Annotated in this window: 23 protein-coding genes; 9 read left to right on the top strand and 14 right to left on the bottom strand. The window is 32.1% G+C overall.

Annotation, left to right across the window (positions count from 1 at the left end):
- Nucleotides 1-2: 2 nt before the first annotated feature.
- From mreC to rodA, 4 genes are read left to right on the top strand one after another with little or no spacing between them, the layout of a single operon-like run.
- Nucleotides 3-854: a rod shape-determining protein MreC gene (gene mreC / locus B2217_RS08965; RefSeq protein WP_038331976.1), complete on the top strand. Its 852-nt coding sequence runs from the start codon at nucleotides 3-5 to the stop codon at nucleotides 852-854.
- Nucleotides 844-1,359, top strand: a complete 516-nt coding sequence (gene mreD / locus B2217_RS08960) for a rod shape-determining protein MreD (RefSeq protein WP_291122357.1) — start codon at nucleotides 844-846, stop codon at nucleotides 1,357-1,359. Before mreC ends, mreD begins: the two co-directional genes overlap by 11 nt.
- A complete protein-coding gene (locus B2217_RS08955; RefSeq protein ID WP_180905008.1) occupies nucleotides 1,356-3,341 on the top strand; it encodes a peptidoglycan D,D-transpeptidase FtsI family protein in 1,986 nt (661 codons plus the stop codon). The genes mreD and B2217_RS08955 overlap by 4 nt, the downstream gene beginning before the upstream one ends.
- Complete coding sequence (rodA, locus tag B2217_RS08950; RefSeq protein WP_180905007.1) at nucleotides 3,310-4,854, top strand: rod shape-determining protein RodA; 1,545 nt, start codon at nucleotides 3,310-3,312, stop codon at nucleotides 4,852-4,854. Before B2217_RS08955 ends, rodA begins: the two co-directional genes overlap by 32 nt.
- Nucleotides 4,855-4,911: 57 nt before the next feature.
- On the opposite strand, the gene B2217_RS08945 is transcribed toward rodA, so the two are convergent.
- From B2217_RS08945 to B2217_RS08880, 14 genes are all read right to left on the bottom strand, one after another.
- Nucleotides 4,912-6,207, bottom strand: a complete 1,296-nt coding sequence (locus B2217_RS08945; protein WP_180905006.1) for a TlpA family protein disulfide reductase — start codon at nucleotides 6,205-6,207, stop codon at nucleotides 4,912-4,914.
- Nucleotides 6,208-6,266: 59 nt separating this feature from the next.
- Complete coding sequence (locus tag B2217_RS08940; RefSeq protein ID WP_180905005.1) at nucleotides 6,267-6,518, bottom strand: hypothetical protein; 252 nt, start codon at nucleotides 6,516-6,518, stop codon at nucleotides 6,267-6,269.
- A 22-nt stretch (nucleotides 6,519-6,540) separates the two neighbouring features.
- Nucleotides 6,541-8,466, bottom strand: coding sequence for a T9SS type A sorting domain-containing protein (locus B2217_RS08935; RefSeq protein ID WP_180905004.1), 1,926 nt, complete (start codon nucleotides 8,464-8,466; stop codon nucleotides 6,541-6,543).
- 93 nt (nucleotides 8,467-8,559) lie between these two features.
- Nucleotides 8,560-9,708: an ATP-dependent Clp protease ATP-binding subunit ClpX gene (gene clpX, locus B2217_RS08930; protein WP_180905003.1), complete on the bottom strand. Its 1,149-nt coding sequence runs from the start codon at nucleotides 9,706-9,708 to the stop codon at nucleotides 8,560-8,562.
- 237 nt (nucleotides 9,709-9,945) lie between these two features.
- The gene (gene clpP, locus B2217_RS08925; protein ID WP_038331995.1) at nucleotides 9,946-10,611 is read right to left on the bottom strand and encodes an ATP-dependent Clp endopeptidase proteolytic subunit ClpP; all 666 of its coding nucleotides are present in this window, start codon (nucleotides 10,609-10,611) and stop codon (nucleotides 9,946-9,948) included.
- A 50-nt stretch (nucleotides 10,612-10,661) separates the two neighbouring features.
- The gene (locus B2217_RS08920; RefSeq protein ID WP_180905001.1) at nucleotides 10,662-11,981 is read right to left on the bottom strand and encodes a trigger factor; all 1,320 of its coding nucleotides are present in this window, start codon (nucleotides 11,979-11,981) and stop codon (nucleotides 10,662-10,664) included.
- Nucleotides 11,982-12,260: 279 nt separating this feature from the next.
- Nucleotides 12,261-13,625: an acetyl-CoA carboxylase biotin carboxylase subunit gene (gene accC / locus B2217_RS08915; RefSeq protein WP_180905000.1), complete on the bottom strand. Its 1,365-nt coding sequence runs from the start codon at nucleotides 13,623-13,625 to the stop codon at nucleotides 12,261-12,263.
- A gap of 20 nt (nucleotides 13,626-13,645) precedes the next feature.
- Nucleotides 13,646-14,125, bottom strand: a complete 480-nt coding sequence (gene accB, locus B2217_RS08910; protein WP_180904999.1) for an acetyl-CoA carboxylase biotin carboxyl carrier protein — start codon at nucleotides 14,123-14,125, stop codon at nucleotides 13,646-13,648.
- Nucleotides 14,126-14,250: 125 nt separating this feature from the next.
- Nucleotides 14,251-14,448 (bottom strand): 50S ribosomal protein L32, encoded by a 198-nt coding sequence (gene rpmF / locus B2217_RS08905; RefSeq protein ID WP_019975824.1) that lies wholly within the window; start codon nucleotides 14,446-14,448, stop codon nucleotides 14,251-14,253.
- 55 nt (nucleotides 14,449-14,503) lie between these two features.
- Complete coding sequence (locus tag B2217_RS08900; protein ID WP_422653376.1) at nucleotides 14,504-14,923, bottom strand: YceD family protein; 420 nt, start codon at nucleotides 14,921-14,923, stop codon at nucleotides 14,504-14,506.
- A gap of 237 nt (nucleotides 14,924-15,160) precedes the next feature.
- Nucleotides 15,161-16,234 carry a 4-hydroxythreonine-4-phosphate dehydrogenase PdxA gene (gene pdxA / locus B2217_RS08895; protein WP_180904997.1) on the bottom strand — a complete coding sequence of 358 codons (1,074 nt, stop codon included), beginning with the start codon at nucleotides 16,232-16,234 and terminating at the stop codon, nucleotides 15,161-15,163.
- A 9-nt stretch (nucleotides 16,235-16,243) separates the two neighbouring features.
- Nucleotides 16,244-16,720, bottom strand: coding sequence for a hypothetical protein (locus B2217_RS08890; protein WP_180904996.1), 477 nt, complete (start codon nucleotides 16,718-16,720; stop codon nucleotides 16,244-16,246).
- A gap of 9 nt (nucleotides 16,721-16,729) precedes the next feature.
- Nucleotides 16,730-17,116, bottom strand: coding sequence for a RidA family protein (locus B2217_RS08885; protein WP_125348731.1), 387 nt, complete (start codon nucleotides 17,114-17,116; stop codon nucleotides 16,730-16,732).
- Nucleotides 17,117-17,128: 12 nt separating this feature from the next.
- Nucleotides 17,129-19,741, bottom strand: coding sequence for a putative LPS assembly protein LptD (locus B2217_RS08880; protein ID WP_180906859.1), 2,613 nt, complete (start codon nucleotides 19,739-19,741; stop codon nucleotides 17,129-17,131).
- A 72-nt stretch (nucleotides 19,742-19,813) separates the two neighbouring features.
- Here B2217_RS08880 and B2217_RS08875 point away from each other — a divergent pair, with 72 nt between their 5' ends.
- The 5 genes from B2217_RS08875 (at nucleotide 19,814) to B2217_RS08855 (ending at nucleotide 24,853) form a co-directional block, all read left to right on the top strand.
- Nucleotides 19,814-21,109 carry an N-acetylmuramoyl-L-alanine amidase family protein gene (locus tag B2217_RS08875; protein ID WP_257467976.1) on the top strand — a complete coding sequence of 432 codons (1,296 nt, stop codon included), beginning with the start codon at nucleotides 19,814-19,816 and terminating at the stop codon, nucleotides 21,107-21,109.
- A gap of 59 nt (nucleotides 21,110-21,168) precedes the next feature.
- A complete protein-coding gene (locus B2217_RS08870) occupies nucleotides 21,169-22,143 on the top strand; it encodes an MlaD family protein (protein ID WP_038332017.1) in 975 nt (324 codons plus the stop codon).
- Between the two features lie 53 nt (nucleotides 22,144-22,196).
- Nucleotides 22,197-23,522 carry a (Fe-S)-binding protein gene (locus tag B2217_RS08865; protein ID WP_291122386.1) on the top strand — a complete coding sequence of 442 codons (1,326 nt, stop codon included), beginning with the start codon at nucleotides 22,197-22,199 and terminating at the stop codon, nucleotides 23,520-23,522.
- Nucleotides 23,523-23,593: 71 nt separating this feature from the next.
- Nucleotides 23,594-24,022 (top strand): LNS2 domain-containing protein, encoded by a 429-nt coding sequence (locus B2217_RS08860; RefSeq protein ID WP_125348737.1) that lies wholly within the window; start codon nucleotides 23,594-23,596, stop codon nucleotides 24,020-24,022.
- Nucleotides 24,023-24,061: 39 nt separating this feature from the next.
- Entirely contained in the window at nucleotides 24,062-24,853 is a 792-nt protein-coding gene (locus B2217_RS08855) for a (Fe-S)-binding protein (protein WP_038332021.1), read from the top strand.
- Nucleotides 24,854-24,941 lie beyond the last annotated feature (88 nt).

Here is a 24,941-nt window from a genome sequence, read left to right as displayed (position 1 = left end):
CAATGCAATATATTCTGAATGCCATTAGAAGAAATGGAATGCTATTAATTTTTGTCTTTTTAGAGTTAATTGCGTTGTTTCTTGTCTTTAAGAAAAATATTTATCACGAAACTATTCTTGCCTCTGCAAGCACTTCGTTTACAGGTTATGTGGATGATAAAATTGCAAAGGTGACAAACTTTATTAATTTACCGAGTACCAATAAAGATTTGATGGACGAAAATGCCTTTTTGCGTGAGCAATTGGTGCATTTAGGGATTAAAGATGCGAAAACTAAAAAGTTTTACAAATCGGATACCTTAGGTTATCATCAAACGTATTCTTTTGTACCTGCTGAGATTGTAAACAACTCGATTATCAAAACGCAAAACCTTTTGACGATTGATAAAGGAACAAATGACGGAATAGAAAAAGGTGACGGAATTATTACAAATAATGGTGTAATTGGTATTGTAACTTTTGCAGGAAAAAATTATTCTCGTGCAATTTCGTTGTTAAACAAGGATATCAATATCAATGCGCGTATCAAAGGAAATCAATATTTCGGGACAGTGAAATGGGATGGAAAAGATCCTCGTTTTGTCCAGTTATATGAAATTCCGAAATACATCGAAGTGAAAAAAGGTGATATCATCGAAACAGATGGTAAATCGCCAGTTTTCCCAGAAGGAATTATTATAGGTAAAGTTGTAAGCAAAGGAATTGACGAAACAGGAGAAATGAAAGTTCAAGTAAGATTGAAACAAGATTTTGCCAATTTAGCACAAGCTTATGTGGTTACAAACCTTAATAAAGTTGAAATTCAACAAGTAGAAAAATCAGATACAATAACAAGTCCAAAGAATGTTCAATAAAGATTTTTTAATCAATATTATCAAGATTATCGTTTTAGCTTTGCTACAAGTTTTTGTGTTCAATCACATCAACTTTTTAGGAAGCTATCAACCATATATCTATATTGTATTTGTATTATTTTATCCGCCTTATCAAAATAAATATGCCTTATTAATCTTATCATTTATGTTAGGATTAATGATTGATATTTTCGAATATACAGGTGGAATTCATGCTTTCGCATTAACACTTATCGCATTTCTTAGAAATCCAATTATCAAACTTTTGGCAGGAAAACAAGATTACGAAATGGAATTTTTCTCTTTCAATTCGTTTAGTTTTGCGCAATGGTTATTTTATTTAATTATTCTAATTCTTGCACATCATATTATTTTATTACTTCTTGAGAATTTTAAACCATCAGGAATTGGACCTTTGATGCTAAAAGCATTAATCAATTCGGGAGTAACTTTTGTGTTTGTCTTTATTTATAAAATTTTATTTAAAAATAAAGTTGGAGTATGAAAAAGTTGATGGTTGTTTATGCACTCATCCTGTTTATAGTGTTTCTATTTATAGGACGTTTAGCGTATTTGCAATTATTTACAGATCGTTATACGTTAAATGCATTTAATACGTCGATCAAGCAAGAAATCATTTATCCCAATCGTGGTGATATTCTTGATCGAAACGGAAAATTGTTGGTGAGTAATACCTATTCGTACGAATTAGATGTTATTCCAGGAAAATTAATTGACAGTTATGGAGAATATATGAATGGTTTTGATAAGCCTAAATTCTCTAAAATGATTGGAATTTCTACACAACAATTTGATTCTATTTTAGATAAAATTGTAACTGCAAAAGATTACAAAAAATTATCTCCATATCCTTTTTTAAAGAATATTTCGCGCGAGAATTTTGCTCGTATGCAAGAGCAATTGTATTTGTATCCAGCGTTTAGTATCATCAAACGTCCTGAACGTAAGTACATGGTAAATTCTGCAGGAAATATACTAGGCTATATAAATGAGGCCAATCAATCCTATATCAAAACAGATTCTACCTATTATCAACCTGGAGATTTAGTAGGAATTGCCGGAGTTGAGAAATCGTATGAAAAAGATTTGCGTGGAGTAAAAGGTGTAAAAAACTGGATTGTAGATCGAACAATGAACGTTGTTGGTCCATATAAAAATGGAGATTATGATAGACCTGTAAAAAGTGGAAAAACAGTTCATTTGACAATTGATTATAGATTGCAAGAATTAGCAGAACAAATGCTTCAAAATAAGCGTGGGGCAATTGTCGCACTTGATCCTAATAATGGTGAAATTTTGGCTTTAGCATCTGCACCTACAATTAATCCAAATGATTATTTGAATACAAAGTTGAGAAGTGCATTAATCAACGATTCTATTGCTCGTCCAACTTATGATAGAGCCTTACAAGGAACTTATCCTCCTGGTTCTACATTCAAAATGGTAACGGCTTTGGCTGGTTTACAAATGGGAACGATGACAGAAAAGACAACGTATGTTTGTAAACATGGTTTCCGTTATGGACGTATGCATATTGGTTGTCACTGTGGAATGTATTATACACCACAAGGTCTAGAACATGCGATTGGAAAATCGTGTAATAACTTTTTCTCAGAGGCTTACCGAGATATTGTTCGTAAAGATCCAAACGATTATAGTGTAGGAATTAACGAATGGGCTTCCATTTTGAATAGTTTCGGATTAGGAAAATTTATGGGAACAGATTTACCTGTTGGTAGCAAAGGTCTTATTCCGACAGCTGAGTTTTACGACAATCGTTTTGGAGAAGGTGTTTGGAATCCTTACCGTATTATTTTTAATGGTATGGGACAAGGAGATATTAATACAACTCCGCTACAAATGGCTAATTATACAGCAATTATTGCTAATAAAGGATTTTTCTATACACCGCATATTGTACATAGTATTGATGGAAAACCATTGACAGATTCTACCTATATGGTGAAAAAAAATACATTGGTTGATCCAAAACATTTTGACATCATTCAACGCGGAATGCGTAATGTATTTACAATGGGTACAGCTCGTAGTTTTGATACAAGTTCTTTTGTACAATTTGGTAAAACCGGAACTTCTCAAAATTCTCATGGACAAGATCACTCATTATTTGTATTGTTTGCTCCAGCAGATAAACCAAAAATTGCGATTGCTGCAATTGTAGAGAATGGTTCTTGGGGTACAACTTATGCTGGACCAATGGCGAGTTTGATTGCTGAATTGTATGTAACAGATACAATAAAACGTCCTGCGTTAGTGCAACGTATGAAAAATGGTAATCTACAAGGCGAATATCGTCGTCAATGGATAGATTATCTAAAAAGAAAAGGATTATACGTAGAACCAGTAAAAAAGGATTCGATCGGAAGTAAAATAGATAGTTTAAAATTAAAAAAAGATTCAACAAAACTAAAACATGAGCCAAAGCAGATTACTAAAAGGAATTGATTGGACCGTACTGATCCTAGGGTTTCTGATAGTAACTTTCGGGATTATGAATGTGTATAGTGTCAATCCAGATTTAGGTGTAAAACAGCTAATTTGGTTTGGACTTGGGGTGGTGATGATATTGATTTTGATAATTGCGAGTGGAAACAACCGTAATTTTTTCGAAATTTATAGTCCTGTCTTTTATATCATTTCCCTCGTTTTACTCGTCGGAGTTTTGATTGTTGGAAAGGAAATTAATGGTGCAAAAGCGTGGTATCGTTTTGGTCCTCTGAGTTTGCAACCAGCCGAATTTGCTAAGATTGGTACAGCTTTGTTGATTGCTAATTTTATCAATCATTCAAATGCAAATCTAAAAGACTTAGGTTTTATAGGAAAAATATTGTTGATTATCGCAATACCAGTAGTTTTAATTCTTTTACAACCCGATTTAGGATCAGTAATTATTTTCTGTTCATTAAGTATTGCTTTGTACAGAGAAGGACTTAATCCGTGGATAATTTTAGCGCCAATCATATTATTAATCATTTTCTTGATTTCGATTGTACAAATTCCTTTTTATGTTTTATTAGTTTTTGGATTTATAATTCTGACAATTGCGTTATTAATCTTAGCTTTCAATTATAATCAGAATGTAGTTGATGCAATGCATGGTGTTTTAATCGGCTTATCAATTTTCTTTTTATTATTGATTGGAATTTGTTATTTGGTTGAAGATTTATCTGAGGAAACACGCGAATCTTTCGGACATTTATTTCCAATGCGTTCCTTATTTTTCTCAGAACCAATATTTTTTAATACAACTTTCTTTGGATTGATAGGATTCTTTATATCAATTATTCCAGTTTTAATTTTAAAATTAACCGAACAAAAAGAAATTAATGATTCGCCATTCAAAACACAATCTGGATTAGCTGCAAATGTTCTGAATTTTAGTATTATTGCGTCTATTGTGTTGTTATTATTTGCAAGCACGGTTAGTTTTATTTCTCCGATCATTTTTGAGAAATTACCCAAACACCAAAAAGAGCGTGTGATGGTTTTGTACGAAGGAGAAGCAAAGTATCGTGATACTTCGGGATATAATTTATTGTATGCGAAAACAGCGATTGGTTCGGGCGAATTATATGGAAAAGGTTACAATCAAGGAACTATTAAAAAAGGAAGATTTGTACCAGAACAACAAACCGATTACATTTTTACAGCAGTTGGAGAGGAGTGGGGTTTCATAGGAAGTACAGCTTTGGTAATTGTCTACGCAATTTTTGTTGGACGATTATTTTTCTTAGCCGAACATCAAAAAAATAGATTTGCACGATTTTATGGATATGCAGTCGCCTCTATTTTATTTTTCCATTTCTTTATCAATATTGCAATGGTAATTGGGCTTTTCCCAACAGTTGGTATTCCGCTACCATTCTTTAGTTATGGAGGAAGTTCGTTGTGGGGATTCACTATTCTGATCGGAATTTTCCTAATCATTCATTACAAGAACAGTCAAGGATTTATTTAGAAAATAATTCAATAAAATAAAAAAGCTACATTGAAAATCAATGTAGCTTTTTCGTTATTATTTCGATACTTCTAACTCAGAAATATGATGAACTTTCTTAATTAATTTGTTGTCTTTATCAACCAAAATTAGAGTAGGAGTAGACTCTATTCCAAACTCAGCTGCGATTGGTGAATCCCATCTCAAAAGATCAGTATAATTGTACCAAGGTAAATCTTTTGTAGCGCTATTAAACGCTGTTTGATCGTAGTCTAAAGAAATGGCAACAATTTCTCCTCCTTTTGATTTAAAGTTCTTATAAAACTCTTTAATATGCGGGATTTCTTGTTGACAAGCAGGACACCAAGAAGCCCAGAAAACAATTAATTTTTGATCTGCTTTGATATCATACAACGATTTTTTTCCGTTAATAGGTTGAGGAAAAGTGATATTTGGAACTTTACTTCCTGCTTGCATAGAAGCGCTTTGTCCTACTTTCTTTTTCAATTGATCTGTTACGTTAGAAGTCAAACCTTTTACTTTATCTACGTATTTTTTATGAAAATTTGCATATTCTTTTTCAGGAACAAAGTTTAAGATAGTTGTCAATACATTTTGACCTCTTGTTGTTTTGATATCTGTTTTAACCAAAATTTCGTCTGTAGCAGCAATTAAATTTCCTTCTACATCTTGATTGTTAGCAACAGCTAATTTTCCATTAATATAAGCAAAAACTAAATCATTAAAGATTCCAGATTGCTCCAATCGTACATCATCTTTTACAAAATGATTTACAATTTCATTTAGGGTTTCAGTATCTTTATTTGTTTGAGCTTTTTGTTTCAAATCATTCAACTCATTAATATAGGTAATTAATGGTGAGAAATTTTCGTTACGTTTCAACTCTTTTATTCGTTTATCTTCTTTTACCATTGCTGTATAAAACTCGTCAGTCGGTTTATACATTTGCATTAAATAAGGAAAAACTTGGTTCTGAATTTCATTTAATGGTTGAAGAGCTAAAACTTTATTGTATTCTTTTTGTGTATTTCCCTCTAAAATTTCAAGCTTAGAAGACATTTCTTGTCCACTTACCGTTTTGAATTTTAGATTTTTGTTATCTGTTAATAACGAAAGATTTTCTCCAGTTGGTAAATCAATACGTACAAAACCATTGTATGCTTTCGGAACTTTTACAGAGAAATTTCCATTGTTGTCAGTAATCGCATTGTTGATTAATTTCATTTCGGCATTCTCGAAAATCTTAACCAAAACAGGTTTGTTAGCATAATTTTCTATTTGTCCAGAAACGTTAAACTGTCCAAAAACAGAACTTCCTAAAACAACAAGCGGTAGTATAAATTTATTTTTCATAGTTTGTTTGATATAATAAAAAAACCTCAATCAATTGATTGAGGTTTAAAAGTATGAATTTATTTTTTAATAATTTGTCTTTGTCTGTAGGAAAAATAGCCTGCAATTGTTACAGCTGTAACAATTAAAATAGGTGCGTAATCATCAATAGGTGTTGGACCGTTGCCACCTATTCCGTCATTTTCTCTAGCATAAGGAGTTGGTGGGGCTACGTCTGTATTAATTGTTTCATTTGCTCCACTTGTATTGCTAGCAAATAATAAATTTGAAGCAAAAAGTGTTGAAATTATAAGTAACTTGATTATATTCATAATATCTATTGTTAGGTTAGGCTTAATCAACTAAAACTTTTAAACTTTTTGTACTTCCATCATTATAAATAACTTTAATGACATACATACCTTTAGTAGGGAAAGTCAAGTTAGCGTCTGTTTGAGTACTAACTTTTGATTGTGATCCAATTTTAGCACCAGCTAAATTATATATTTCGAAGTCAACTGATGTCTTCGACTTTTCAAATCTTAGTTTATATGAATTAGTATTATATTTATATACTATAGTAGCTTGTGATTTACTTAAATCATCTGTGGCTAATTTATTTGGAGTCTCTTTCCAAAAGAAAGTGAATCTATCAGATAAGTCTTTATCAAAATAAAATTTAATTTCTGTAGAAGAATCAATTTCAGTATATGTTTTGTTTAATTTATCATAAACATAAAACGAGCTCCCATCACTTAAATTTTGAATATTATTTTCGAATATATTATTTTCTTTCAAATTAAATTTTAACTTAATTTCTTTGTCTTTTGAAAGGTCATATAAGTTTAAATGCAATGGTTTAGCTATGTAATCTGTATTAAAAGTATTAACTAATGTTTCTGCATTATAAATAATATCACCATTAGTATCTTCTTCATATAAAGACATTTTAGAGCCGTATCCTTTATTAAAATTAGCACCAGTTTCAAAGTCATTACTTGTAGATAAATATGCTAATTCAGATAGAATATTATCATCTTGATCAACTAATGCAATTTCTAATTGATAGAACTGATTAGAAGATTTAGATAAACTACCACTTGTTGCTGATGCTGATTGATTAAATGTTTTGATATTAGTATCTAAATTAACATTTATGTTTACTAATTTATCATCAGTAGGATTAAATTTTAGTCTAAACATTTCAAATGGTCTAACTAAAACAGCTTCAGCACTACCAGCCCAAACATTATTTGTATAAGTAGCACTTAGATATTGAGTTTGTCCTGTACTATTATTAGAAGAACCTCCATTATTAGTCCAATTATGGGTATAACCTGGAGCTAATTTTATGACCTCAAAATTCTTAGTAGATGAACCACTATTAAAAGTTAACCAATTTGAGACAACTGATAAATCAATATTTGATGTAAATGGATTTCCAAATCTAAACATATTTTTTCCAAATGTTTTAGATGTAAAATCACCATCATTTGTACCTAAATAAGTCCAATACAACTCGTTATATTTATTCGTTAGATTTTTCCAATCAGAGTAAGGTAAAGTAGGAAAAGCAGTATCTGTAGAATTAGGAATAACAGTTGTTAAATTAGAAAAAGTAGCTTTTTCTGGAGCTGGTACACCTCTATAAGTAACCTTTTTATTTCCATCAAAAAAAGTATTTAAACCTGTGTTAGAAATAATATTTAATAAGTAATAGCTACCAGGTTTTAAGGTAGTTCCAGTTACAACAGCATCATTTACAATGTTATGATTATTCCAAATAAATAATGTCATCCAACTACGTTGATTACATAATTGATCAACTTGACAATTTCCTCTAAAATTTGTACCAATAAATGAATTACTAATAGTTTCTACATTTCCTTGATAAGGAATAGACATAGGATATTGTTGAATAGAAGCCGAATTCACTGACTTCTTTTGCATTGTTAATTTGCCTTTAGTAGACGAATTGCTACCATTGATAATAACTTGTCCATAATTATTAAGGGCAGACCAATAGTTTATAAACTCATCTCCTGTAGAACTTGAAGAAGGATTATTGAAATTACCTTGAATTTGAATATTCCCTTGATTACGGACTATGGTATCTGCAGTAACTATTGGTTTATCAGCATTTAAAGTAACATTCCCTCCGTTATAAAACAATGTATTAGCGTTAACTTTAACAATAGCTTTATTACCTATATAAGTATCTTGCGCAGAAGCGCTATATATCGCACCAAGTACGAATAAAGCAAGTAGATTCTTTTTCATAAATTATGTTATTTTGGTAGGTTTTTATTAAAATTAAAAAATAATTTCATTACAAATATAAAAATATTTATTAATAAGTTACTATACAATAGATTATATTATAACTTTTTCTGGTAAATCTTTAATGTTATACATTAAATCAGTAAAGATTTCTTCCGTAACTGCTCGCAATCCTCGAGCTCCTAAACCCAGTTCATTGGCACGGTCTACAATTCTATTTAGGGTTTCGTCCGTCACTACAAGCTCTTTTCCGTCTAGGGCAAAAAGTTTTGTATATTGTTTCATTAGAGAGTTTTTTGGTTCTGTCAAAATAGCTCTCATCGCTTCTTTATCTAATGCTTTAAGATACGTAATAATTGGTAAACGTCCAATTAATTCTGGAATGATACCAAAGTTTTTCAAATCTTGTGCATTTACTTCATCCAAAAGATTTTCGATTTCTTTGTGATCCTCATTCTTGAAACCAATTACGTGTTTCTTCAAACGATCTGCAATGTGTTTTTCTATTCCAGAAAAAGCTCCACCAGCCACAAACAAAATATCTTTTGTATTAACTTCTATAAATTTTTGATCAGGATGCTTACGTCCTCCTTTTGGTGGCACGTTAACAATAGTTCCTTCCAAAATTTTAAGCAAAGCTTGTTGTACACCTTCTCCAGAAACGTCACGTGTAATAGATGGATTGTCACTTTTACGTGCAATTTTATCTACTTCATCAATAAATACGATTCCTTTTTCGGCAAGCTCTACATTATAATCAGCAGATTGTAAAAGACGCGTCAAAATACTTTCTACATCTTCTCCTACATATCCAGCTTCTGTAAGTACAGTTGCATCAACGATTGCAAATGGAACATTCAATAATTTAGCAATTGTTTTTGCTAATAATGTTTTTCCACTTCCTGTTTCTCCAACTAAAATAACGTTAGATTTATCAATCTCTACATCATTTTCTTTGTCTAATAATATTCTTTTGTAATGATTGTATACCGCAACCGACAATATTTTTTTTGCCTGGTCTTGACCAATCACGTAATCATCTAAAAACTCTTTAATTTCTTTCGGAGATTTTAGCGTTAATGGTTTTATTAAATTGTTATTTTCGTTAAATTTCGATTCTTCTAAAACTATACCATGAGCTTGTTCTATGCAATTATCACAAATATTACCGTCGATTCCAGACACTAAAATATTTACTTCGTTTCTGCTTTTTCCGCAAAAAGAGCACTTATTTTCTTCCAATTTTCTATACTTAATTAAGATGCAAAGGTATTTATTTTCTTTTAGATAGAAAATATTTATTTGTTAATTTCTATCAGTATAAATTATGGTAAAATAAAGGATGAAATTATCTTATTTTAGATTATTGTTTTTTATGCTTCATTCTTATTGTTTTACAAATTTTTAAGTATTTGTAAATGAAAAAAGGATACTCAAATTTTTGAGTATCCTTTTTTTGTATTTGTATTGAATTTAAAATTATTTACGAGGTAATAAAACTTCGTCAATCATTCCATATTCTTTTGCTTCTTGTGAAGTCATCCAGTAATCACGTTCACCATCTTTTTCGATTTGCTCGAAAGTTTGACCAGAATGAGTTGCAAGAATATCGTATAATTCTTTTTTCAATTTCAAGATTTCCTTTAATGTAATTTCCATATCAGTAGCTTGTCCTTGAGCTCCTCCTAAAGGTTGGTGAATCATCACGCGAGAATGTTTAAGTGCCGAACGTTTTCCTGCTGCACCTGCACATAATAAAACTGCTCCCATAGAAGCTGCCATTCCTGTACAAATTGTTGCAACGTCTGGTTTTACTAACTGCATTGTATCGTAAATTCCTAATCCAGCATAAACACCACCACCTGGTGAGTTAACATAAATCTGAATGTCTTTTGTCGCATCCACACTTTCTAAGAACAATAATTGCGCTTGAATAATATTGGCAATTTGATCATCGATTCCTGTTCCTAAAAAGATGATTCTGTCCATCATCAAACGAGAGAAAACGTCCATTTGTGCAACGTTCAATTTTCTTTCTTCAACGATGTAAGGCGTTGTATTTTGGATGTAACTCTCCATATGTAAAGAGCTAATTCCTTTGTCTAACAGCGCATATTTTTTAAATTCTTCTCCTACGTTTTTCATTATTAAATTTAGATTTTAAATGAAAGGTATAAAGAATTTTTTAGAAGTGATTAAGCTTCTGCTAATTCTTTATTTTTTTCTGTAATAATGTCAACAAACTCGTCAAATGTTACTTCTTTCTCGTTCAATTTTACATTGTTTTTGAAGATGTCTAACATTTTGTCTGTAAACACTTGGTATGATAAACGGTTGTATTCTTCTTGATTCTGTAAAGCAGACATTGCAATTTGTTGTAATGTTTCTTCTGGAATAGAAGTTTGACCGTACATTTTTAATTGATCTTTGATTGCAGCAAAAGCAGCTTCTTTTACTTCCTCAGCATTTACTTCTACATTGTTAACTTCAGCAATTTTAGCTTCGATTAATTGGTAACGTAAACCTTTGTCCATTTTTACCAATTCTTCTTTCGCTTGCTCTTCAGAAGTTACATTTTCGTTAGAAGTGATTAACCATTTTGTTAAAAATTCTGTTGGTAAATCAAATTGAACTGTATCTAATAATTTAGCTACAACATCATTGATAATTTGTTTGTCAGATTCTTTGTTGTACATGTTTTCTGACTCTTCTTTGATTTTGTTACGGAAAGCTTCTTCTGAATCTACAGCTCCTTCTCCATAAACTTTATCAAATAATTCTTGGTTAACTTCAGCTTTTTCAGCTTTGTTAATTTCTTTGATTGTATACGTAACGTTAGTTCCTTCTTCAGAAACTTCTGTGTTCAATTGTTGTGCAGCTTCTTCAGCAGTGTCAAAAATATCGTTAGAATTTACTTCTACAACATCACCAGCTTTTTTACCGATAAATGCAGAAGCATCTTTCAATTCTTCTAAACGGATAAATGTTGGTTTAGCTTCTTGCCCTTCTACAGCAGCTTCTACTTTCAATACAGCTTCAGCTTCAGCTTCAGTTAAAGATTTTAATGATCCAAAACGAGCAGCGAAATTATCTACATATTTTTGGATTTCGTCGTCAGCAACTTTTACTTTGTAGCTGTCAACTTCTACTTTAGATAAATCAACATCAAATTCTGGAGCTAATCCTAATTCGAAATCAAATGATAATTGATCAGCATCCCAATCAACATCTTTCATTACTGGAACTGGATTTCCTAAGATTGATAATTTTTCTGTGTTGATGTATTCAGATACACTTTTTTGTAAAATTTCGTTAACTGTATCAAAAACAACAGCTTGTTCGTATTGTTTTTTTACAAAACTCATTGGAACTTGTCCTTTACGGAAACCTTTGATGTTAGCTGTTTTTCTGTATTGGTTCAATACGTCAACTACTTTTTCTTGATAATCTGCCTTATCAACAGTTACAGTTAATACTGCGTTTAATTTGTCTGTTGTATTTTTAGTAATATTCATCTACCTTAAATTTGGAGTGCAAATGTATAAATTATTAATGATTTTTAATAGTAAAAAGTAATATTACAATCAATTCATTCACTATAAATTAACAATTCGGATCGAATCTTATCAAATACTTGAGATTTTGATTTTAGATGGAATGATTGAATTGATTATTTACTATTTTTCTGAGGTGATATTTTCAACAATTAAGCCATTTGATTTTTACTGACACAATGACATAAAAAAATCCAGAACATTCGTTCTGGATTTTTAATATTTCGAAAATTTAATTTCTTATAATTCTCCGTAATTTGCGTAAGATTCGTCAAAAACAAAATCTTCCATAAACTTAGTTGTGTAATTACCCGCGATAAAATCTGGGTTGTCCATCAACTGTAAGTGGAAAGGAATTGTAGTTTTGATACCTTCGATATAAAATTCTCCTAACGCACGTTTCATTTTTGCAATTGCTTCTTCACGCGTTTGTGCAGTAACAATGATTTTTGCAATCATAGAATCGTAGTTCGGTGGAATAGAATATCCAGCATAACAATGTGTATCTACACGAACACCATTACCACCAGGAATATTAATATTTGTAATTTTACCTGGAGAAGGGCGGAAGTCGTTGTAAGGATCTTCTGCATTGATACGACATTCAATAGAGTGTCCGTTTGGATAATAATTTTGACCAGAGATAGGTTCACCATTCGCTAACATAATTTGTTCGCGAATTAAATCGAAACCTGTTACTTGCTCAGTAATTGGATGCTCTACTTGGATACGAGTATTCATTTCCATAAAGTAAAAATCTCCATGTTTATCTACTAAGAACTCAATTGTTCCAACACCTTCGTAACCGATATATTCACAAGCTTTGATGGCTGCATCTCCCATACGCTCACGTAATTCGTCTGTCATGATTGGAGATGGAGTTTCCTCTGCTAATTTTTGATTACGACGTTGAATAGAACAATCACGCTCTGATAAGTGACAAGCTTTACCATTTTGGTCAGATGCAACTTGAAACTCAATATGACGTGGTTCTTCGATCAATTTTTCCATATACATAGCGTCGTTACCAAAAGCTGCTGCAGCTTCGGCACGAGCAGAATCCCATGCGTGTAATAAATCTTCTTCTTTCCAAATCGCACGCATACCTTTACCACCACCACCGGCAGTAGCTTTTATCATTACAGGGTATTTAATTTCGCGAGCAATTTCTAAAGCTTCTTCATAACTTTCTAATAAACCATCAGATCCTGGTACAACAGGAACTCCAGCTTCTTTCATTGTTGCTTTTGCGTTTGCTTTATCTCCCATACGGTCAATATTGTCAGCAGAAGCTCCAATAAATTTGATTCCGTTAGAAGCACAAATTTTAGAGAAATTAGAATTTTCTGCTAAGAATCCGTATCCTGGGTGAATAGCATCAGCGTCAGTAATTTCTGCTGCTGCAATGATATTAGAGATTTTAAGGTATGAATCTTTACTTGGAGCAGGACCAATACACACAGCTTCGTCTGCGAAACGTACGTGTAAAGATGTCTCGTCAGCTTTAGAGTAAACAGCAACCGTTTTGATTCCCATTTCTTTTGCAGTACGTATAATACGCATTGCAATTTCTCCTCTATTAGCGATTAATATCTTCTTAAACATAATTTTTTAGATATAATTGATTAAGCTGGATCAACTAAGAATAATGGTTGATCGTACTCAACTGGACTAGCGTCGTCCACTAAGATTTTTACAATTTTTCCAGAAACTTCTGATTCGATTTCGTTGAATAATTTCATTGCTTCAACAATACATAAAACTTTACCTGGAGCAATAGCATCACCTACATTAATAAAAGGTTCTTTACCTGGTCCTGCAGAACGGTAGAAAGTACCAATCATAGGAGATTTAACTGTAATTAAATTACTGTTTTCTTCTTCTGTTGATGTAGTAGAGTTATTTGCTGGTGCAGCTGCTGCTTGAGGTGCTGCAACTTGTGCTACAGGAGCTTGTGGTACATAAATTTGTTGAGATGCAACTTGTGCAGGTACGCTTGCTAAAGTTTTGATTTTGATTTCGATGTCATCTTGTTTGATGCTCACTTCAGCAACTTCTGCTTTTGATACGAATCTAATTAAATTTTGAATGTCTTTAATGTCCATATAATGCGGTTTTTTATTTGACCTTTTATGTTTGTTTTCTATAAAACGACTTCAAAGGTATTGAAAAAAAAATAAAAAAAGCTGTTTCTTTTTAGAAACAGCTTCAAAATCTTTCGAAGATTATATTATTCAGTAACTTCTTGTACTTTTTCTAATACTACTTTTCCTTTGTAGTATAATTTTCCGTCAGACCAGTGAGCTCTGTGGTATAAGTGTGCTTCACCTGTTGTTTTATCGATTGCTAATTGTGGAGCTTCGATTTTGTAGTGTGTTCTACGTTTATCTCTTCTTGTTGACGACTGTCTTCTCTTAGGATGTGCCATATCTAACTACTTTTTTTTCTTTATTTCTATAATTTATTTTAATAATAAAAACCAATTAAGGTTTCAAATCTTTCAATTTTGCCCAACGAGGATCAATGTCGTTATTATCGTCATCGTCATCATTGTTGTCTTCATCATTATGCTCGTCTTCTGCATCTTCGTCTAATTCGTAAATGCTGTATTGGTCTAACAATTCAATCATTTCAGAATCGCTTTTGCCATTCAAGACATCGGGATGAATTCGTTTTGTTGGTACTGNNACTGATAGCATTGCCAATTCATAAAGAACTTGTGCAACATTGATTTGGTATTCTTCTCTTGGAATTACCCACATCTCAAAATCAGTATCGTCAAACTCGTCGCCAAATTTAACAATTAATTCTGCATTATTCGAAATTTCTTGCTGAAACAATTCTCCAGTCAAATCACAAGGAACTGTAATGTCTCCTTTTAAGCTGATTTCTAACTCAAGCATTGTCGATTTTTTATCTAAAATAATTGTTGCAATTAAATTAGGATTGTCAAAATCTTGCTCAATTTCAAATAAATCAAAGAACGATTGTGATAATTCGAATGTAAAATCACTCTTACCAAAAGGCAAGCTTGTAAATACAATATTATAATTTTTTAACTTGTTCATACCACAAAAAGGTGTGCAAAGATAATCTAATTTATTTAAAATTAATAGCTCTTTGCAACTTATTTTAAATTTTTATTCTTTATTATCGCCTTTTTCTAATTTTAGAGGAATATGTTGCAATACATTTTTTGTTAGCTCTTGGTATTCGTTTCGATTTTTATATAATTCGATCGCTGAAAAAATAGCTTCCTTAAATGATTCTTCGTTTGCAATTCCTTTTCCTGCAATGTCGTAAGCCACACCATGATCTGGCGAAGTTCGTACAAATTTTAATCCAGCTGTATAATTAACTCCTTCATCAAAACTAATTGTTTTGAAAGCAACCAATCCTTGATCGTGATACATGGCCAAAACAGCATCAAAAGCGTCTAAATTACTTGGATTGAAAAAACTATCTGCCGAATAAGGTCCAAAAACTAATTGATTTTCGTTAATGCAACGCTCGATAACAGGCGAAATAATTTCTTTTTCTTCTGATCCTAACAGACCATTATCGCCTGCATGAGGATTAAGCCCAAGAACAGCAATTTTAGGCTTGCTGATAGCGTAATCTTCAATCAAACTTTTATGAATTTGTTGAATTTTTGCATAAACAGATTTTGAATTAATTTGTTTTGCAACTTCGCTAATCGGGATATGTTGCGTGACTAAACCAACTCTCAATTTCTCTGAAACTAAGAACATCAAAGGTTTTCCTCCCCAAACTTCTCCTAAATATTCGGTATGACCTGGGAAATGAAATTCTTCGGACTGAATGTTATCTTTATTAATTGGAGCCGTTACCAAAACATCTGTAAAACCATCTGAAACAGATTTTGCAGCCGCTTTTAATGATTGATAAGCGTGTTCACCAGCTTCTTTGGTTACTTTACCATAGTGTACATCAATTTGATCTTTCCAAAGATTAACCACATTGATCTTTCCGTCTACAATTTGATTTGCATCTTGAATACCTTGAAAATTGATTCGGTCAAATTTTAAACGATCTTTTTGATACGATAATAATTTGGTTGAACCGAAAATAACAGGTGTAAAAAACTCAGTTATTTCTTTTTCTTGTAAGGTTTTTAAGATAACCTCAATTCCGATTCCGTTATAATCACCAATCGAAATGGCAACTCTAATTTTTCTATCTTTTTCAGACATAATTTTAGTTTAATATGATTGGCTGGACGGTTTGTATTTTTTGAAAAACTTCTTGTAAATCAAATCTACAATTAAACCTCCAATCCATGATGAAAAGAATAAAACTGGACAGATCGCAATTTCGTACCAAGTTGGGTGATAAGGCGTGATAAGAACGTCGCCTAAAGCAACGATTAACACAATAAAACCTACAAACATCGTGTAAGCTTGTTTAGCTCTTCTTACGATAAGTGCTGTTATGACACCTCCAACTAAAGCTGCAATTCCACTAATTGCTAGCATTGATCCAAAAAATTGAACTTCGAATTTTTTCCCTTCTTGGTGCGAAAAATATTTGATGATGTGTCTCCATTCCGGAAAAACTTTGTCGTCCCATCCTAATCTATCCGCGTTGTATATAAGACCAAATTGTATGATAGCATAGATAACAGCTAATCCTACTATTACAGCAATTGTGTTTCTTAATACAGTTTTGTCTTTTAGCATAATATTTTATTAGTCTGCAATGGCGATTACAGAAATTTCAACATTTACGTCGCGTGGTAAACGAGCAACTTCTACACATTCGCGTGCAGGATAATTTTCATCATTAAAATAAGAAGCATAAACTTCGTTAACTGCATTGAAATCATTTAAATCCTTAACGAAAATTGTTGTTTTTACAACTTGGTCAATTGTTGTTCCGCCCGCTTCTAAAATTGCAATTACATTTTTCATCACTTGATGAACTTCATCTTGAATACCTGTTGTAACCAATTCATTTTTTTCTACATTAAAAGGAATTTGTCCTGATGTGTAAATAAATCCGTTGTATTTTACACCTTGTGAATAAGGTCCAATTGCTTGAGGTGCTTTTTCTGTATGAACGATTTGTTTTTTCATATTAATATTTTTTTAGTAATTAAGTCTTGATCTATCGTTGTATTTTAAATCTTGTAAGATTGATGCTTTGATTCCGATAAAGAAATCATAACTTTTATATGTTCCCATTGGTGTCCAGTTGAATGATAAGGTAAAGCTTCGTAAATCTCTTTCAAAACCAAAACGTACATAAGTAATTTCACTTTTGATGAAATCGTAAGTTGCATTTGCTGAAATTGCCCAATATGGTGTTGGCGAAATTTTACCATTCATTGCAATAGAGCCTGTGCTACTTCCTTTTCGTTCTGTTCCTTTGCTATAATTATAACTTAAATTAGCTGTTAAACTCCAAGGAATAGCAAATTGAGCATAATTGTCGCTGTCATAATAGAAATTTTCATCACGAACTGTTCCACGCTTTTTATAGTTCTTGGCATCGAAACGTTTTCCACCAAATGTACTATTGTCAAAAGTATAACCAGTTCCTAATGTCATATTCGAAATACGAAGATTTCCTAAGCCAAGTTCATCAATGTATTGAGCAACTTCACTTCCTTCAGCATTAATGTAACGTTGAATTTTATATGGATTAACAGTTGATGAGAATTGTACATTAACTTTTCTATCAAACAAAGATGTCATTCCATTAATACTAATTGGAGAAAGTTTAAATTCATCCGCAGAGAAATTATAAGATGAACTCAAACGTAAATATTCAAAAATCTTCACTTTTTTGAAACCTTTCGGATCATTTGAATCTTTGATTTTCATCTCCAAGTTATTCGAAAGCCCAAAGTTTAATGAATTTGTTAAACCAGGAATTGATACACCATATAACATGTTTTGATATTGGTTGTACCAAACTTCTTCTTGATTTTGGTTTTGATACGCTTTATAATATCCCCAAGATTGACTTTGGAAATCTGGTGTATAACTATAACCAATAGATGGTGTAATTACGTGCTGAATTCCTAAAATCTTAGCATCTTTATTTGGATTAAGATATAATCCATAAATATTTGTTGAAACAGAAGCATTGAAATTAAATGTTCGATAAGAATTGAATCCTTTCAATGTTGTGTCTTCTACTTTTCCGTTAACAGAATTGTAATTTTTAATCAAACGATTATCACCCCAAACTTCATTATAGTCAGAAGAAAGTGTTAATGGGAAATAATTAGCAAGTGTAATACCTGTTTGCAAACCAATTTTGTGATTGGCTCCCATTCGCATTTGATCTTTCCACATTTTGTCTGTAAAAATATCTTTGTCGTTGGTGTTAACTTCATTTCCTGCTTGCATACTATACGTTAAACCAAGATTTTGAATTAAACCTTCTTTTGGCATATTTTTCTTTGCAAAAGGGAAAATACGAGACATTGTCAAATTGAAACGAGGAAATGCAATGTTAATATCTCCAGTATTATAGTTTTGAGAGTGCGACATACTCAATTGAGCTGTTAGAGGTGCATTCTCAAAGTTTTTTGTTAAGTTGATAGACGAGTTGACGTTGTTTGTAAAAACTTGTCCAGTATTGATGTATTGATTTCGTACAGATTCACGGTAATATTTCGAACTCGAAAAGTTAACATTGGCATTGAATAACCAATATGGATTTGCTTTTGGGTCTTGGCTATGCGACCACATTACACCAAACATATTTTGTTTAGAAAACGCATTAGAACCTTCTGTAAGACCTTTGATACCAGTTAAGCGATTTTCTACATTGGCTGCAAGTCGTCCATTGTATTTATAACGTTTTTTATAGGTAGACTCGGCTCTAGCAGCCCAACTACCTTTTGTATAAACATCCCCCGAAAGTTTTAAATCAAAATTATCTCCAAATGGAACATAAAATCCTAAATCTTCGATAAAGAAACCAAGATTTGTACGTTCACCTGGGCGAGGCATCAAAATACCTGCGGCACGTTTTGCACCCATCGCTGGTATGTAACCAAATGGTAATGCTAAGGGTGTCGGTACGTCATAAATCCACATATTGATAGGTCCGGTAATCAATGTTTTCTTACCATTTTTATCAATCATTTTTCCTTCTTTGGCACGAAGAAAATAATCTGGTCGAGTATCTTTTCCTTCTTTAAAATAAGTATCCGTTGTAAAATCGGCACGTTTTAATAACATTACCGAATCATTGACACGTTTCGCTTTATCAGCAATGATGATTCCATCTTCTTGCGTCATGCGAATGTTATACGCAATTCCAACTTTCGTTTTGAAATTTACTTTGAAAGCATCTTGCAAAATTTCTTGTTGACCTTGTGTAAACTTAGTTTTTTCAATAATATTCCCAATAGAATCGCGCTTACCTTCGGCATATACATCACCTGTATCCCAATTTAGTTCGATATAATCTGCATCAATAGTCATATCGCCGTAAACTACATGTGCCTTACGCAAAAGGTAAGTCATACGTTTTTTACGATTATGTATTTCGTCCTCGGAATTGTGCTCTACCACAAACTCTAATTTCTCTTTTACAGGGATAATAGTATCTAATTTTACTGAATCAGAAACTATCTTAGAGTGATCTTTATCGTTATTATTTTGCTTAACTTGTCCAAAAGAAACGGTGCAAACCATAACTGGACTAAAAAATAAAATCGATTTAATTGCCTTTGTAAACAAATTGAAAAACTTATTTTTTATAAATTGCGTCAAAATTAATCAAAAAAACAAACCTATAGTATGAGTTTAAAAATGATTAACATACAAAAGTATTTATTTTTTGCGATGATGATGGTATTTTCTACATTTTCATTTGCACAAAAAAAGCAAAATTTTGTAATTGTTATTGATGCTGGTCATGGTGGACATGATGCTGGAGCAAGGGGAGTCGCTGATTATGAAAAGAATATCACGTTAGATGTTTCGAAAAGATTAGCGGAGTTAATTAAGAAAAATCACAAAGATGTTAAAGTTGTTTTAACACGTGATACAGATATTTTTTTAGAATTATGGGAACGTACACGAATTTCAAATGATAATCATGCGAATTTATTTGTCTCGATTCACTGTAATTCGGCTGATAACAAAAGCGCAACAGGAACAGAAACATTTGTAATGGGATTGAAAAGATCTAACGAAACAGATGAAGTTTCTAAACGTGAAAACTCGGTTGTGTTTTTAGAGAAAGATCAAGAACGTTACGAAAAATTTAATCCAAATGATCCGGAAGCGGTTATCGCTTTTGAGATTATGAATGCAGCTTATAAAGAACAATCTATTCGTTTTGCAGATTTGGTAGAAAAAGGTTTCGTAAATCGTGATTTCAGAAAAAGTAGAGGTGTTAAACAAGCAAATTTTCACGTGTTGAGAGGAAATGCTTCTCCTTCTGTTTTGGTAGAGTTAGGATTTATTTCGAATTATGATGAAGGAACATTTTTAGCATCAGACGAAGGAAAAGATAAAACGACGACTACAATTTATGAAGCTTTTAAACAATTCAAAAAAGAATATGATCGTAGAAGTGGAGTAGAGGACGAGGACGAAAAACCTAAACCAGTTAAAAAAGTTGAAAAACCTGTAGAAGGAAAAAAATTGAAGGTAAGGGTAATGGAGTCTAAAATGAAATTTTCTTCAACTTCGCCGCAATTAAGAGGTTTAACAGATTTAGATGTAATTCAGGAAGGTGATAATTACGTGTATTATTACGGAGAAACAGATTTACAATCTCGTGCAGATGATTTGTTGCAAACGGTAAAACGTAAAGGATTTTCTGGTGCAAAAATTGTAGAATTTGAAACGAATAAAAAATTAGAAGGTGGTAAAAATTATCGTGTTCAGTTTATGACATCAAATAAAAAATATAAAGACAAAGACGAAAAATTTAATGGATTGACAAATGTGTTGCGAGTAAAAGAAGGTGGACTTCAGAAATATTATTATGGCTCTGATAAAACAATGGAATCTGCTCAAAAAACATTGAAACAAGTACAAGACAAAGGTTTTAGAAACGCCTTTATCGTTACATTTAATGGTGAAGAACCAATGTAAACGTAATATAAAATGTTTCTTTACAAATTAAATTTTATTTTTGCATAAAATCATAACAAGTGAAGTTATCTAAAGAATTAAAAATAGGAGTTGTTACCATCTTAACCTTAGTAGGTTTTTTCATGCTATTCAATTTCTTAAAAGGTCAAAATATTTTTTCATCAGGACGTTTGTTTACTGTAAAATACGAAAATGTAAGCGGATTAGCTCCTTCTAAACCTGTTTCTGTAAACGGTTTGAGAGTTGGTCAGGTGAAAGAAATTAAAATTATAGATACTGCAAAACCTATCTATTTTGAAGTCGTGATTTCTGTCGAAAAAGATATTCAATTTTCGAAAAAAACAATTGCAGAAATTTACGAACCAGGAATTATGTCTGGACCAGAAGTTAGACTTTTATTAGACTATGGACCAGATGTAGCAAAAGATGGTGATTATTTACAAGGTCGTATTGCAGGCGGAATGTTAGATGGTTTGACGAAACAATTAACGCCAACACAAGCAAAGTTAGATAGTGTTTTATTAAGTTTTAATCAAACATTAGGAAGTGTAAACAATGTTTTGGATCCGTCAACTCAACAAGATATTAAAGCAATGTTGAGAAACTTGAATCATACAATTGATTCGTTCGACAAAACAGCGCAATCGTTGACTGCAACATCAAATAGTGCAAATAATTTGATCAAAACAAACGAAAAGACATTGAACACAACGCTTAACAATGCAAGTGCTACAATGGCTTCTGCAAAAGCTACGGTTGACAAATTTGGAAAAACTGCGGATAAATTAAACGCGTTAGAATTAGATCAAGTGATTAAGAATTTTGAAAATGCGTCTAAAAACTTAAATACATTGTTAGAAGATATGAACAATGGAAAAGGTTCTTTAGGAAAATTAGCAAAAGATGAAACGCTTGCTAACGAACTTGAAGCAACAATCAAAAATATGAATGAATTGGTAACAGACTTAAAGAAAAACCCAAGTCGTTATGTGAACATCTCTGTTTTTGGTAAAAAGCAACCAGTTCAGCCATAAAATCAAAACTAAAATTAAATACTCAAAACTCACAAAAAGACTAATAAAAAATGATGAAGTACATTCCAAATGTAATCTTTCTTCTAATTATGATAGGAAGTATTTGGTTCTTTGCACAAAACGTAAAGAAGCTTATACGTAACATCAAATTAGGAAAAGAAATCGATCGTTTCGATCATCCTGCGGAAAGGTGGAAAACGATGGCTCGTGTAGCTTTAGGACAAGGTAAAATGACTGTTCGTCCTCTTGCTGGTATTCTACATATCTTTGTTTATGTAGGATTTGTTTTAATCAATATCGAAGTATTAGAAATTATCATCGATGGTGTATTCGGAACACACCGTATTCTAAGTTTCTTAGGAGGTTTCTATAACGGAATGATTGGATTTTTCGAAATTTTAGCCTTTTTGGTGATGGTTTCGTGTATCATTTTCTTCTGTAGAAGAAACTTTGTGAAAGTTGGGCGTTTCTGGAAACCAGAAATGAAAGGCTGGGCAAAAGACGATGCTAATTATATCCTAATTATGGAGGTTGCATTTATGTTGGCTTTGTTTACAATGAACGGTGCAGATCAAGTGTTACAAAAAATGGGTGCAACTCATTATATCGAAACAGGATCTTTTCCAATTTCATCTTGGTTAACAGCGCCAATTATTAGTCAATTTAATGACATTACATTTATTACAATTATAGAAAGAGCAGCTTGGTGGTTTCACATTATTGGAATTTTCTTTTTCTTAAATTATTTATATTATTCAAAACATTTACACATCATTTTGGCTTTTCCAAACACATGGTTTTCTAAGTTAGAACCAAAAGGAGAATTCAATAATTTACAATCTGTAACAGATGAGGTAAAAATGATGATGGATCCAAATGCAGATCCTTACACAGCACCTGCCGAACCACAGGGAGAGCCAGAAACATTTGGAGCAAAAGATATTTTTGATTTAAACAGAGTACAATTATTGAATGCCTACACATGTACGGAGTGTGGGCGTTGTACATCTGAATGTCCAGCAAATTTGACAGGGAAAAAATTATCTCCTCGAAAAATTATGATGGATACTCGTGATCGTTTAGAAGAAGTAAGTAAAAACATCGATGCAAACGGAAGTTTTGTGGATGATGGTAAAATGCTTGTCAACGATTACATTTCACCAGAAGAATTATGGGCATGTACATCTTGTAATGCATGTACACAGGCTTGTCCAGTAAATATCGATCCGTTATCAATTATTGTTGATTTACGTCGTTATTTGGTAATGGAACAATCTGCTGCACCAAACGAGTTGAACATGATGATGACAAATGTCGAAAACAATGGAGCTCCTTGGCAATTTAACAATGCGGATAGATTGAATTGGGCAAACGATTAAAATTGTAAAATACAATTACTCATTCTCAAAGAACTATTAATTTTTGTACATAACACACAAACACAGCACACATGGAAAATTTCTTAGAGGAAAAAATTGAAAACGGAGAAAGAGTAAGTCCTATTTTACCAGAAAATGTTAAAAATTATTTAATTGACATTGATGGAACAATTTGCGATGATATTCCAAACGAAGAACCAGAACGTATGCTAACAGCAGAATTATATCCAGATGCTTTAGAAACATTAAACAAATGGTACGACGAAGGACATATTATCACATTTTTTACATCACGTACAGAAGAACATCGTGAGTACACAGAAATTTGGTTGAAAAAACATGGTTTCAAATACCATGGACTTTTAATGGGAAAACCTCGTGGAGGAAATTATCATTGGGTTGACAACCATTTAGTAAAAGCGACACGATACAATGGTAAATTTACAGATTTGGTTGAAAAAAATGTTTCGATTCAAGTTTTTGATGATGGAAAACATTAAACCAAATCCATTCAAATAACACAAAGACTACAAAAAAATATGTCAAATATTACAGTTAAAACAATGGCTCAATATATGGCCGAAGGCAAACAACCAGAAGTTTTGTTTTGGGTTGGTTGCGCCGGAAGTTTTGATGACAGAGCTAAAAAAATAACACGAGCATTCGTTAAAATTTTAAATAATATTGGCGTAGAATTCGCCGTTTTAGGAACAGAAGAATCGTGTACAGGTGATCCTGCAAAGCGTGCTGGTAACGAATTTGTTTTCCAAATGCAAGCTATGATGAATATTGAAGTTCTGAATGCTTACGAAGTGAAAAAAATCGTTACAACTTGTCCACATTGTTTCAATACGTTGAAAAATGAATATCCAAGTTTAGGTGGAGAGTATGAGGTTTTGCATCATTCTCAATATTTACAACAGTTAATCAACGAAGGTAAATTGAAATTAGAAGGTTCTGAAACATTCAAAGGAAGACGAATCACTTTCCACGATCCTTGTTATTTAGGTCGCGGTAACGATGTGTATGAAGCGCCTCGTGAATTAATCGAAAAATTAGATGCCGAATTAGTCGAAATGAAACGTTGCAAAACACGTGGATTATGTTGTGGTGCTGGTGGAGCGCAGATGTTCAAAGAACCAGAAAAAGGAAACAAAGACATCAATGTAGAACGTACAGAAGAGGCTTTAGAGAAAGAGCCGCACATTATCGCAACAGGTTGTCCATTTTGTAATACAATGATGACAGACGGTGTAAAACACTTCGAAAAAGAATCAACGGTTATGGTAAAAGACTTAGCTGAATTGATTATGGAAGCGAAAGATTTATAATCGAATTTATAAAAATAATATAAAAAAGCCATCTCTTTGAGATGGCTTTTTTATGTAAAAATTTTAGCTTTCTAACATCTAACATCTA

Source organism: Empedobacter sp. UBA7620 (assembly GCF_002484185.1).
Taxonomy (GTDB): Bacteria; Bacteroidota; Bacteroidia; order Flavobacteriales; family Weeksellaceae; genus Empedobacter; species Empedobacter falsenii_C.
Note: the sequence above shows the minus strand (reverse complement) of the source record. Positions and strands in the feature narration are given on the sequence as shown.